This window comes from Bacteroides sp. ZJ-18 (genome assembly GCF_011038705.2).
Lineage (GTDB): Bacteria > Bacteroidota > Bacteroidia > Bacteroidales > Bacteroidaceae > Bacteroides > Bacteroides hominis.
In genome coordinates this window covers 1886735-1900608 of sequence record NZ_CP072198.1, presented here as the reverse complement: position 1 = coordinate 1900608, position 13874 = coordinate 1886735, and the positions used below count along the sequence as shown (strand labels likewise).

Sequence of the window (13874 nt, the reverse complement as noted above, 5' to 3'; positions counted from 1 at the left end):
TTTTCGCTTTTATGATTCCGCTCCTTCTATTTTCATTCAAAAAAATCTATCTTTGCACAAACTAATACAATGATGTTATGACAAACCTGTTATTATTGGGATTTATGCCCAGCGGCTCCGAATGGATTATCATTTTGCTGGTTATTCTCCTGCTCTTTGGCGGAAAAAAAATTCCCGAACTGATGCGAGGTCTCGGCAAAGGAGTGAAAAGTTTTAAAGAAGGCGTAAATGAAGCCAAAGAAGAGATAAACAAAGCTAAGAACGAAATAGACGAACCTTCAGATACGGAGAAGAAAGATAAATAATTCTTTTGCTCTCTCCATCTTTATCTTTGCATAATGGCAGAAAACAAAGAGCTGACTTTTTGGGACCACCTGGACGAACTGCGCCGGGTACTTTTTCGGATGATTGCCGTTTGGTTTGTACTGGCTGTGGGATACTTCATAGCCATGCCTTATCTGTTCGACTCTGTGATTCTGGCACCCTGCCATAACAATTTTATCTTTTATGACCTTCTCCGCGAAATAGGGCGTACATTCAATCTGACAGACGAATTCTTTACCCAAGACTTTAAAGTCAAATTGGTCAATATCAACCTGGCTGCCCCCTTCTTCATTCATATGTCCACTGCTTTCTGGATGTCGGTGGTCACTGCTATGCCCTATCTGTTCTTTGAAATCTGGCGTTTTATCAGTCCCGCTTTATATCCCAACGAACGAAAAGGAGTGCAAAAAGCACTTACCATCGGTACGGTTATGTTCTTTATCGGAGTCCTGCTGGGCTACTTCATGGTCTATCCTCTCACTCTACGCTTCTTATCCACTTACCAACTCAGTGCTGAAATCGAAAACCAGATTTCTCTGAATTCCTATATTGACAACTTTATGATGTTGGTATTATGTATGGGATTGGCTTTTGAACTTCCGCTATTGACATGGTTACTCTCTCTGTTAGGGTTGGTCAACAAATCGTTCCTTCGGAAATACAGGAGGCATGCCATCGTTGTAATTGTAATTGCCGCAGCTGTAATCACTCCTACCGGCGACCCTTTCACACTCAGTGTTGTCGCCATCCCGCTCTATTTGCTCTATGAAATGAGTATATTGATGATTAAAGACAAAAAAGCGGCCAGTTCATAGAGCTCTACGTTTTATTGCCAACCATCATCAGGTGTTTCCATCTACATTTTTGTCCATCCGCATGAAATTCCGGGAATTATCATGTATTTTTGCTGTATGGAAAATGAAGTGAACGAATCTTTTGAGATCCTGCTTGCAGCTTGCCAGACCACAAACGACAATCTGGCAATGGCTTACAAACAGTTACGTGACCTGCTTGAACGATTGTGCCGGGCGCAAATGCAGGATGAAAGCCTTCAGATGACTGACCTCTCAGCACGTATCAGTTTCGTATCCGCACGAGCCGGCCTGACGGTTGTCGAACAAAACCGGCTGCACACTTTCCGGCTGACCTCGAATGCCATTCTTAACCGCAAGGAAGAACCGGTACGCGAAAAACTGCTGCGAGATATCAAGACACTTGCTTTCTTTATACGCAAACTTTATGAAATTGAGATTCCCAGTACGCTCTATCGCCTACTGCCTCGTACCGATGCAACTTATATCGTGGCCCCTCCGGCTAAGAAACAGGTAAAACGAATGCGTGTATGCTATCAATATGCAGACGAACAGTATCTTTATGTTATTCCGGTCGATGCGCTTGCCGATGAGTTTCTCCGGGTACGCTATAACGTTCCTCAAATCAACGAGGAATTTGCGCAGACTTGTGAAATTCTATGGCACCATGCCCAACTCAATCTGCTCGACGTAGCTATTGACGAAGCCGGCATTCTGACCCCTTCGTTCATTGTACTTGAACCGGACTATCTGATCGATATCAGTTCGTTAGCCGAATGCTTCCGCGATTACGGACATCATCCTGCCAACTATGTATTGGCACGCCTCCAGCCCATTGAGAACGCCCGTCCGCTACTTCTGGGAAACATTGCCAACCTTTTTCTTGACGAATGGATTCATGCTGAAGAGGAACCGGACTATAGAGAATGTATGCAGAAAGCTTTCCGCCGTTACCCGATTGAGCTGGCAGCCTGCGCCGACTTACGCGATAAGGAGAAAGAGCGTCAGTTTTTTGACGATTGCAAACTACACTTCGAACATATCCGGGAAGTGGTAAACGACACTTTCCATGCTCCGGGTTACGAATTGGACAAGAGGGACGCTGTGCTTGAACCTTCTTACATCTGTGAAGCACTCGGTCTGCAAGGACGACTGGATTATATGCAACGGGACATGTCATCCTTCATCGAAATGAAATCCGGAAAAGCAGACGAATACTCTATCCGCAACAAAGTAGAACCGAAAGAAAACAATAAAGTACAGATGCTGCTTTACCAAGCAGTGCTGCAATATTCTATGGGGATGGATCATCACCGGGTAAAGGCTTACCTACTCTATACACGCTATCCCTTGCTCTATCCGGCACGTCCGTCGTGGGCAATGGTACGCCGCGTCATCAATCTGCGCAACCGGATCGTATCCGATGAATACGGAATCCAGCTACGAAACAGCGTGGAGTATACTGCTTTAAAACTCCAGGCCATACAGTCCAACGTACTTAATGAACGAGGATTATCCGGCCGTTTCTGGGAACAATATCTCCGCCCTTCCATCGACAACCTATCGCAGAAACTGGGTTCACTCACCTCGTTGGAACGGTCGTACTTCTTCGTACTCTATAATTTCATAACCAAGGAGTTATACACTTCCAAATCCGGAGATGTCGATTATGAAGGCCGCACCGGTGCAGCTGCCTTGTGGCTCTCTACTTTAGCAGAGAAATGCGAAGCCGGAGAAATTCTTTATGACCTGCACATCAAAGAAAACCATGCAGCGGACAAACATAAAGCACATATTCTTCTTTCACAAAAGAAGAGCGAACCTTCGTCTGAAGAGACGAAAACATCCCCGGAAAAAAACGAAATATCATCTCCGGAAAAAAACGAGCCACAAGCCCTGCCTAATTTCCGCCAGGGAGATGCCATTGTTCTCTACGAGCGTAACGGAGATGAGGATAACGCTACTAACAAAATGGTATTCAAAGGCAATATCGAATTCATCACAGAAGAAGAGATAGGTATCCGCCTGCGCTCCACTCAGCGAAACAGTTCCGTACTTCCTCCGGACAGCCTTTACGCAATCGAACACGATACCATGGATACCACTTTCCGAAGCATGTATCAGGGACTGTCAGCTTTTGCTTCAGCAACAAAGGAACGGCGTGATCTATTGTTGGGACAACGTCCGCCCGAGTTTGACTCCGGACTGGACGGACACATTCTTTCCGCCACCGATGACTTCTCCCGGGTGGCTCTGAAAGCACAGGCTGCCAAAGACTATTTCTTACTGGTAGGTCCTCCGGGAACCGGCAAAACTTCGTGTGCCCTGAAGAAAATGGTAGAAACCTTTCATAGGGAAGAAAAGGCGCAAATACTTCTCCTTTCATATACTAACCGGGCTGTAGATGAAATCTGCAAAGCCCTTTCGTCTATCCACCCGAAAGTCGATTTTATCCGTGTGGGCAGCGAACTTTCATGTGACGAAGCCTATCGCGACCACTTGATTGAAAATGAACTATCACACTGCTTCCGCCGGTCCGAAGTAACCGAGCGCATCAGTCACTGCCGTATCTTTGTAGGGACAGTAGCCTCCATTTCCGGTAAGCCCGAACTCTTTCGCCTGAAAAAGTTCGATGTAGCCATCGTGGATGAAGCCACTCAAATTCTGGAGCCTCAACTGTTGGGCATCCTCTGTGCCCGCAGTGAAGATGGAGAAAATGCCATTGGCAAATTTATTCTGATCGGTGACCATAAGCAGCTACCTGCTGTCGTATTGCAAAATACCGGACAATCGGAGATTTATGATGAGGAGCTACGTGCCATCGGACTGAAAAACCTCAAAGATTCTCTCTTTGAGCGCCTCTACCGTACCGCACGTACATCATCAACCGATCTTCTCCCTTCTGTTTCCTCTTCATCACCCGAAGGACATCGCTCCTTCGATATGCTTTGCAAGCAGGGACGGATGCACCCCGAAGTAGCCCTTTTTGCCAACCGTGCTTTTTACGAAGGGCGGTTGATCCCGGTGGGACTTCCCCATCAGGTTGAAACCATAGCAGGAATGTCAAGAATAGTCTTCCTTCCTTCAGAAGCAGAACCACAAGGAGCTTCGGCAAAAGTCAACCACTCGGAAGCGTGTATCACAGCCCGGCTTGCAGCAGACATTTACCGGCAATATGCCGGGACTTTTGAAATTACACGCACCTTGGGGATCATTACCCCTTACCGAAGCCAGATCGCTTTGATTAAAAAAGAAATTGCCATGTTGGGAATCCCGGAACTGAACTCAATTCTGGTAGATACCGTAGAACGTTTTCAGGGAAGCGAACGAGATGTCATCATCTATTCATTTTGTGTAAACTACCCCTACCAACTTCGCTTCCTCTCTAATCTGACAGAAGAAAATGGAGTCCTTATAGACCGGAAACTAAATGTCGCGCTGACCCGCGCACGCAAGCAAATGTTCATTACAGGAGTGCCCCGACTGCTTGAACAGAATCCAATTTATGACAGTTTGATAAAATTAATAAAACAGCGAGAGGCATTATCTTAATTTTGCAGTCCTTAGCTTTTATTCTTTCTTTCTGAACTTCGTTAACACCTCAGTATATTGCAAACCGCTATATTTGCACTACGTTTTTTTCATAGAGATTTAGATTTAAGGTTAGAAGAATTGTGGAAGTCGTGAGACTTCCCTTTTTTTCATCTTAAAGTTTGCTTTCTTTTTGAGCTAAAGCATAAAAAGAAAGTAAACCCAAAAAGCCGCTTCGTGAGAAGAGGCTTTTTTTATATCCTATCGACAGAAATCACCACAGAGGACACGGAGGACACGGAGTTTTAATTTCTTGCTTAGTATATTAAAGAAAATATTCTCCGTGTCCTCCGTGTCCTCTGTGGTGAATCAAATTCAAAGCAGTATAGAATTATACACTTACGGGATGAACCCTAACGCAATCATTCCTCCCATACCAGATAAGCTGAAACCAGCCAATGGTTCAGTTTATTCCCATCTACAACCTGAGCCTCAGGAATACTGACCGTAAAAGTGTGCTTGCCGGGAGTAAGCGTACCAATAATTGCCTCTTCGGGCACAACGTCCGAACCGGGACACCAATTGGAACGGGAAAGATCCGAAGAAGCCAGCGGCTCTTCCACTTCTTTCTCTGTATACCCCTTTTCACCGATATAAGATGCCAAACGTTTGATCAGCCAAACACCGGTCGCCGGATTGAAACGCCGGAAAGAAGCACAATCATCACGCCAAGGAACAAAGTTGAGCACCTCTTTCCCATCAACAGAAATAATGTTACGCTTTTGCACAAATTCGTCCCCACCGCTATGGCCACCATGTCCGGTCACTATATATTTAAGACGGATATTTTTTGCTCCTTTGGGAACTGTAAAATCAGTAGATACATCCCGACGGGCAAAAATATCAGGATAGCTCTGTCCCATATAATAAACGGTATTCATCAACGGTTCTACATGGCGTTTCGGAAGAGCGTCACAAGTAAGGCGACTTTCTTTCACGTCAATATCCGCACTTACCAGATAACCTTCAGAAGTCCAGGTATCAATATAAATACCGACATAAGCCTCTCCTTCAAGCAAAGGATAAAGATCGGTAATATCTTGTTGCCAGGTAACATTGCTTTCCCACTTGGGGATATAAACCGGACGGCGTTTGCTGCTCAGTGAATCATTGTTATTACTATAGTACCCCACACCGAATGGAGTCATAAAACGCATCAACTCTACTGTAGGCAAATAGTCTTTTCCGGAAACGATACCTACCATTTTTTCCAACTTCAAGCTATCTACCGGAGGAAACTTCGCACCATCACGAGCGATTGTCAGCAGATTGACAGCTGATGACTTGGGCAACACAAAACAAGAGCCCGACTTATCCCAGCGATCACCGTTGGAAGCAAGGGTAATCTTTAGGTTCACCGACACATTTCGTTTGTATGCAGGAAGAGTTATCTTCTTCAGGATGATACGCCCATTGACCAGATGGTATACACCTGACTCATCCGCCCCGTTATAATTATTAGGATACGTATCAGGAGAGAAACGTACATTCACATTCTCAAATACCGGAACGTGAAGGTCGCCTTTGGCAGGCAGGTTCTTATGTCCTCCCGCCCAAAGCTGAACAGAAAGGAATAGAAAAACGAATAAAGAAGTTAATCTGAAATTCATAAAGGTTTATTTTTTTAATTACTTTCAATCACTTGCCCCACTCCACGATAAAGCTTGATAGGACCATCGAGTAACACAGCAATCACAGTGATCTGTTCATCCTGCACACGTTCGGGAATATCGATATAGAGGTTTCCCGGCACCTCACTCCAATAGTTCTTGTTATAAACCTTGTATGGCAACATAGCTCCGTTGCCCACTACCCATACACGGTTCACCTTATTGACAAGCCCTTTCACCTCAATCGGGCCGTTTGGCTTATAAGGTAAGTAAAGGTAAAGAATATCGCCTGCTTTATTCAGTGTGGTATACCCTTGAAAATGCTCACATGGAATACCGGCACGCGTCTCGTAGATAGCTTCCTTATGCTTCTTCGTCCAACGTCCGAACTCTTTCAGAACAGCAATCTGTTCAGCAGGAATAGTTCCATCTTCTTTCGGTCCTATATCCAGAAGCAGATTACCACCCATGCTGAGGCAATCGACAAAAGTACGCAGCAGCATGAACGGAGTTTTATAATTGGTATCAGCATGTTGATAGCCCCACGAATCGTTCATGGTCATGCAAAGTTCCCAATATTTATCTGCAGGGCGAACCACAGGAACTCCTTGCTCGGGTGTGGCATAATCACCATATCCCTGAATACGGGAGTTTACTATAACATTCGGATTAGTGGAACGCAGCAAATTGATGATCCCTTTCGAATCCCAGGCTTCAGCGGTTTGTTCCCAGTCTCCATCGAACCAATAAAGATCGGGCTTCCAGGTTTTATTCAGTTCAGAAAGCTGTCCGAAATTGAAGTTAACAAACTTAGCCCAACGATCCGGATCGTTTTTGTAACGTGCTTCCGTGCGAGTTTTATTAGGATAATCGGGATGCGACCAGTCGAGCAGCGAATAGTAAAATCCAAGTTTTAATCCTTGTTTGCGCACCTCCTTCACAAAAGGAGCAATCAGGTCGCGCCCGGCAGGAGTGCTTTTCACGGTACTCAAGTCACCCACCTTCGTATCCCAAAGAGCTACACCATCATGATGCTTGGTAGTGATGACGGTGTAACGCGCGCCACTTTCCTTAATCAGTTTCACCCATTCCTGAGGATTGTAGGCCGATGCCGTAAATCCTTTCTCCTGAGCCATGTACTCTTCATAAGGAAGGTAATTGTTGAAAAATGACCAGCTCTCAGATACTCCGTTCACAGCATAGATTCCCCAATGAATAAAGATTCCTAACTTGGCCTGGGAGAACCATTCCATTCTTTTCTCTTTCTGAGCAGCCGTTTCCTCAGTAGGAGCCGTTTGGGCGTTCAGCCCAAACCCTAAAATAAACAAGGCAATAAGGGTAATGATCAATCGGTTGTTTTTCATTTTATTTTAATTATGTTTTGTCTCAATTAAGGCAAAGATAAAATTTCTATCTTGAAATACAAAATAAAAGGAAAAACATAAAAATCGAACCGCACATCCTCTGCCTATACCACAATCCGGACCGAATCCGGAATCAGCACCCTGAAGTTTTCATATATTATTTACATTTCAAGCTTCATTAAAGTCTATTTCGTATTGGAAGTACTCTAACGCATCCCAAGAAAGTAAGTCCGGTCTATTTTCAATTCAAACGTAGTTCCTATTTTTTAGTAAGACAAACCGTGTGCGAAAACAACATTTATTGTGTTCGATAACGCATTTATTCTTCCTTTTTATAAATATATCATAAAATAATCTCTGAAAGTATGAAAATAAGTAGCCAATATCATTGGATAACATCAAATAATGCGTATTTTTGGCTCCGAAACAAAACCGGAAAATTTTAAATCAAATAGTATGAATACACTCCAAAACACTGTGGGGAAAATGACAAACTACAGATGGACAATTTGCGCCATGTTATTTTTCGCGACAACAATAAACTACCTCGACCGCCAGGTGCTATCGTTGACCTGGGATGAATTTATCAAGCCCGAGTTTCATTGGGACGAATCACATTACGGCATTATAACTTCTGTGTTTTCCATTGTATATGCCATTTGTATGCTTTTTGCCGGTCGGTTTATCGACTGGATGGGTACTAAGAAAGGCTATCTCTGGGCTATCGGTGTATGGTCGGTAGGTGCCTGCATGCATGCATTTTGTGGAGTTGTGACCGAAGAGTATGTAGGTATGCATAGTGCAGCCGAACTGATAGCGGCCACAGGCGATGTAGTGGTAATACTCGCCACTATAAGCATGTATTGTTTTCTGGTTGCACGCTGCATCCTGGCACTTGGTGAGGCGGGTAACTTTCCGGCTGCCATTAAAGTAACGGCCGAATATTTCCCGAAAAAGGATCGGGCGTATGCCACTTCCATTTTCAATGCCGGTGCCTCTATCGGCGCTCTGATTGCTCCTTTAAGCATTCCATTACTGGCCAAAGCCTGGGGATGGGAAATGGCGTTTGTTATCATCGGTGCCCTCGGTTTCATATGGATGGGGTTCTGGGTATTCATGTATACAGCTCCTTCTAAAAGCAAATTCGTAAACAAAACAGAACTCGAATATATCGAACAAGACAAACAGGAGAACGGAACAATACCCGCAAAAGAAGATAAGGAAAAGAAAGGCATGACTTTCCGGCAATGTTTTATGTATAAACAAACCTGGGCTTTTGCATTCGGCAAGTTCATGACGGATGGAGTATGGTGGTTTTTCCTCTTCTGGACACCCTCCTACCTGAGCACTCAATTTGATATAAAAACCTCCGAAGGATTGGGTCGGGCACTGATTTTCACTCTTTACGCAATTACAATGCTGTCCATCTATGGTGGAAAGATTCCCACGATTATCATTAATAAAACGGGACTAAACCCGTATGCAGCCCGCATGAGAGCTATGCTGATTTTCGCCTTCTTCCCTCTGTTGGTACTACTCGCCCAACCACTGGGAACCATCTCCCCCTGGCTTCCGGTTATCATGATCGGTATCGGAGGTGCTGCCCATCAATCCTGGTCCGCCAATATATTTTCTACTGTAGGTGATATGTTCCCCAAAAGCGCTATCGCCAGCATTACCGGTATCGGCGGCATGGCAGGTGGAGTGGGTTCGATGATTCTCCAATATTCAGCCGGTAAGCTGTTTGTACATGCAGATATAACTCAAATGGTATTTATGGGCTTCGTCGGTAAACCGGCCGGGTACTTTATAATTTTCTGCATCTGTTCGGTAGCCTACCTCGTTGGATGGATTGTGATGAAGGCATTGGTTCCCAAGTATAAACCCATCATATTGGATTAAAACAAGCACATAGCAGACTGAAATAAAGAGTTAATTCTTCGTTCCTGAACAGGGGATGAAGAATTAACTCTTTATTTACTTTCCATGTATTTTGAAGGAGGTACACCAAACTGTTCCGTAAAGTGCTTTCTCAACGTCCGGGCATCGCTGAATCCTACCATTTCGGAGATTTCCTGAATGGAATAACGATTCTCCATAATCAATGAAGCAGCTTTACTTACCCGTATACTTCGAATCATATCGACTACAGATAACTCACTACGCTGCTTTACCTTCCGGTACAAAGTAGGCTGGCTCATGTGAAGTTGCTCGGCCAGCATCTTGACATTAAAATTATCATCAGACAGATTCTTCTCAATCACATTAATAAGTTTCTGCATAAATACGTCATCTGCCTCTTCATCTTCAGCCGGCTCCTGCTTCAACATCAAAGCTTTGGTATAAATCCGTTTCAAGCGTTCGCGTTGAAGAATCAGATTCTCCACTTTCGCTTTCAACACTTCCGGATTGAAAGGCTTCATCATATAGTCGTCCGCCCCGCTACGAGAACCTTGCAGTACATCTGCATCTTCTGCCCTGGCTGTCAACATCAGGATAGGAATATGGGCTGTCTCTTGTCGTTCGCGTATCTCCCGGCAACAGGCAAATCCGTCTTTGACTGGCATCATCACGTCCGAAATAATTAAATCGGGAATTTCTTTTGTGGCAACTTGAATACCTTCTTCACCATCGGCAGCCTCAAGTACCGTGTATTTTGCTACAAACAAGGAACGGATATACTGACGTACATCTACATTGTCTTCAATAATCAGAAGCGTTTTTTTAGTGACCGGAACCTCCCCTTCAGTGTTTTCCTGTACGGACAAGGGTTGAAATTGCGGCTCCATTTCATGTTTATGATAATCCACCACTTCGTATAAGTCACCGATAAAATGAGATTTACCTTCCGGTATCAATAGAACAAACGTAGAACCTTTCCCAGGTTCACTATCAAGAGTGACTTGTCCATGATGCAGATCCATCGTATTTTTCACAATCCGCAATCCAATACCGACTTTGGTCGAAAAAGCCGGTGAATTATCGCCGGTGATGAAAGAATCAAAAATACGTTTTTGCAATTCATCCGGAATTCCCGTTCCCGTATCTGATACTGTTATCCGGCAAAAACCCTTTCCATCCCGCTCCATGCGGGTCAGAGAAAGCAAAACTTCTCCGTTTGGCGAAGTATATTTAAAAGCATTGGATAACAAGTTACTGACTGATGAAGTTATTTTCTCCGTATCAATCCACAGATAAACAGGATCATCCGGGAGCTGTACATTGAACGTGAATCCCTTCACTCCTGCCATTTGGCGGAATGACTCGGCTACCTCCTTTACTAATCCTACAATATCCGCCTCTGATAAACGGAGTTTCACCATTCCGGCTTCTATTTTCTGTACATAGAGTAATTGATCGACCAGCGTATGCAGCGAAGCTCCGTTTTTATACATAGTATATAGTTTGCTATATAACGGATCGGAGGCTTTAATATACTGCAACAGCTCTTGTAGAGGTGAGAGAATCAAAGTCAATGGAGTACGCAATTCATGTGCGGCACTTGTAAAAAAGTTCTCGCGCTCCATCCTGATCTGCCGCTCCTTTTCACGCTCCAGATTTACCGTCAATAGTTCATGCTCCATTCGCATCTCATGTTCCATGCGCCTCTGACGAAGTTTAACCAAACGGATCAAATAAGCCACTATTCCAACTAATAATAAGAGAATTAATAATCGGAAAGGCAATGTACGACTCCAATGTGGCAAAATATGTATCTGGAGCAAAGTCACCTTTCCATTCCTTCCGTCAGGATAGATACTTTTCACCTCAAATGTATAATCTCCCTCTGGCAAATTTGTATAAGCCGCTTTCTCTCCATCGTTAGAAACCAACCATTGCGTCTGATAAGGCAATAAGCGATAGTTATATTTCTGCTGCTCTTCAGCATAAGAAAGATTATTGAAAGTCAAAGCGAAATCACGATTCTCATTGTTTAAAGTAACCGAACCTGTATATGAAATACCTTCTTTCAACACTGTCTGCTCGTTGATTTTATCACCAATCCCAACAGAACGGTTATCTACTTCAAGTTCTGTAATAAAAACTTTATCTCCAGCAAGACGCACATCTACATTATCCGGATTAAAATAGGTAAGTGATTTATTATTGCCGAAAAATAACGTTTTATCGGCGAGCAACGCAGAGCGGTTACTACCACTAATATAATAATTATAGAAAAGATGTTGATGCCGACTGTAACGAGAAACGCCCGAATTACTTCCCAGCCAAATATGCCCTCGGTGGTCTTCGACCAGGCATCCGATGAAATTACTACACAACCCGTCGCGGGTCGTATAGTATTCTCGTATCGCATCTGTTTTTGGGGAAAGAATGGCAAAACCATCCATATAGCCCACATATACATTGCCATCGGAAGAAACCAGCAAAGAACGGACTGAACTATTTTTAATATTCGCAACCTTTTCATAGCCTATTTTTATGCTCATCTCACCTTCGGAATCGAGCTTCAGTTTACAGACTCCTATATTACTTGTGCCCAACCAGATTGCTCCATCCTTCGTTCCGACAATAGCCCGCACGTGAACCTTGGTAGAATCCTTAAAGGCCTTCTCAATTGAGATTTTCTGGGAGACCCCGGATTTAGTGTTCAGCTTCCATACTCCATTATTGGTACCTATCCATAAACATCGGTCAGCATCCATATACAATGCCCATACTGCGGCTACATTAACTCTCCCCTTGTCTTGTAAAGATCGCAGCCGAAACTGCCCGGTCGCTCCATCATAAAGAGTCAATGTCCCATCACTGTTTCCAAACCAGAGCGAACCCCTATTGTCTTTCATGGCACAAAGGACAGTATTTTTTTTCCGGACTTCAGGAGTGCCGACAGTAATGAAACTCATTCGTCGTCCCAGTTGAAAAGGTTGCTCACTTTTCATAATACCTTGATGGAAAGTAGCCATCCAGACATATTTCCTGCCATCCATGACAATACCACAAACTTCATTATGCCTCTCCTGATGAAACTGGTTATAAAACTGTGACCTCAAATCAGAATACATCACTCCCCCTCCATTCGTACCTATCCAGACAATGCCATTGGGATCATAATAGGCTGATATCATTCTCGTCTCCAAACTCCGGTGAAGTTGCGAAGCTGTATTATTGTATATTTCAGTAGTCATCTTTTCCGGGTTATCTTTATCTTGTAATAATAAAGTATACCCACTCCAAGTTACAGCTAAATAACGATCGTTTTTAATAGGGACAACCCGAAAAACATCAGTATGTGAAAGACTGTTTTCTTTATTATTTTCCTGATAGGTAATTCTGTCTGCATGCCCGGAAGCAACATGATAACGTAAAATGCCCTGCCCGACAGTAGAAATCCAGACGATTCCTTTATCATATAATACAGAGGTTACATCCCAAACTTTATTTCCCCATAAAGACACCTTTTTAGACTGCTCCAAAGATTCAGGGCGAAACAAAATTAAAGTTCCCCGTCCCGTAATTAGACATAAGGTTTTCTGACTGTCAGCATAACACATTGCGTAAAAACTATCAGTAGAATCAATCAGGTCTTTATACTGTTTCTCACATTCTAATTTTATCAGAACAACCTCTCCCTTCTCATTCTTGACCTCTTTCTTTGTATATAAATATAATGTATGCCCTGAAAACGCCCAAAAAGAGTTGTTTTCTGCAGGCATGATGTGAGGGATACATATACGACTATGATCTGTTGCATGAACAACCGGTATAAATGTCTCTGTTGTCCGGTTAAAACAATATAAAATATTTCCGGCAATGACTCCTAAATATTGATCGGACATTTCTACGATCTCCTTCACATGCATATATGCCTGTGAAGGAGAGAAATTCTTTATTGACTTACCGTCATAACGGCTCAAACCATTATTAGTCCCAAACCACATAAACCCATCCCTATCTTTATAAATTGAGGAGATGGTATTATCTGCCAATCCATCTTGCATAGTTAGCAGACGAATATCTTTATCAAAAAAAGCATAACCGGAAACAATCGGGTAACTACATACAAACAGAATCAGTAAAAAGAGATTTAGCTGCTTCATCATAATATCAATTTACTGCAAATAAACAAAATAAAGACTAAACATACAAAAGAGATTTGAAAAAAACACGCCATTGAATTAAACGTGTATGCTGAATGATACAAGCGTGTCCCT

Annotated in this window: 7 protein-coding genes; 4 read left to right on the top strand and 3 right to left on the bottom strand. The window is 43.4% G+C overall.

Going from position 1 to position 13874, the window contains the following annotated elements:
* Nucleotides 1–77 precede the first annotated feature (77 nt).
* The 3 genes from G7Y45_RS07520 to G7Y45_RS07510 all read left to right on the top strand — a co-directional run bounded on the left by G7Y45_RS07520 (nt 78) and on the right by G7Y45_RS07510 (nt 4688).
* Nucleotides 78–305 (top strand): twin-arginine translocase TatA/TatE family subunit, encoded by a 228-nt coding sequence (locus tag G7Y45_RS07520; RefSeq protein WP_005775616.1) that lies wholly within the window; start codon nt 78–80, stop codon nt 303–305.
* A 33-nt stretch (nt 306–338) separates the two neighbouring features.
* Entirely contained in the window at nt 339–1139 is an 801-nt protein-coding gene (tatC, locus tag G7Y45_RS07515; protein ID WP_005775615.1) for a twin-arginine translocase subunit TatC, read from the top strand.
* An 81-nt stretch (nt 1140–1220) separates the two neighbouring features.
* Nucleotides 1221–4688 carry an AAA domain-containing protein gene (locus G7Y45_RS07510; protein WP_206265662.1) on the top strand — a complete coding sequence of 1156 codons (3468 nt, stop codon included), beginning with the start codon at nt 1221–1223 and terminating at the stop codon, nt 4686–4688.
* Between the two features lie 401 nt (nt 4689–5089).
* Here G7Y45_RS07510 and G7Y45_RS07505 read toward each other — a convergent pair whose 3' ends face one another.
* Together G7Y45_RS07505 and G7Y45_RS07500 are read right to left on the bottom strand one after the other, a co-directional pair.
* Complete coding sequence (locus G7Y45_RS07505; RefSeq protein ID WP_005810225.1) at nt 5090–6337, bottom strand: PNGase F N-terminal domain-containing protein; 1248 nt, start codon at nt 6335–6337, stop codon at nt 5090–5092.
* 14 nt (nt 6338–6351) lie between these two features.
* Nucleotides 6352–7701 carry an alpha-L-fucosidase gene (locus tag G7Y45_RS07500; RefSeq protein WP_005775612.1) on the bottom strand — a complete coding sequence of 450 codons (1350 nt, stop codon included), beginning with the start codon at nt 7699–7701 and terminating at the stop codon, nt 6352–6354.
* Nucleotides 7702–8157: 456 nt separating this feature from the next.
* On the opposite strand from G7Y45_RS07500, the gene G7Y45_RS07495 reads away from it, so the two are divergent.
* Complete coding sequence (locus G7Y45_RS07495; protein WP_165016890.1) at nt 8158–9603, top strand: MFS transporter; 1446 nt, start codon at nt 8158–8160, stop codon at nt 9601–9603.
* 71 nt (nt 9604–9674) lie between these two features.
* Here the strand turns inward: G7Y45_RS07495 and G7Y45_RS07490 are convergent, their stop codons facing one another.
* Entirely contained in the window at nt 9675–13760 is a 4086-nt protein-coding gene (locus G7Y45_RS07490) for a two-component regulator propeller domain-containing protein (RefSeq protein ID WP_165016979.1), read from the bottom strand.
* Between the last annotated feature and the right edge of the window lie 114 nt (nt 13761–13874).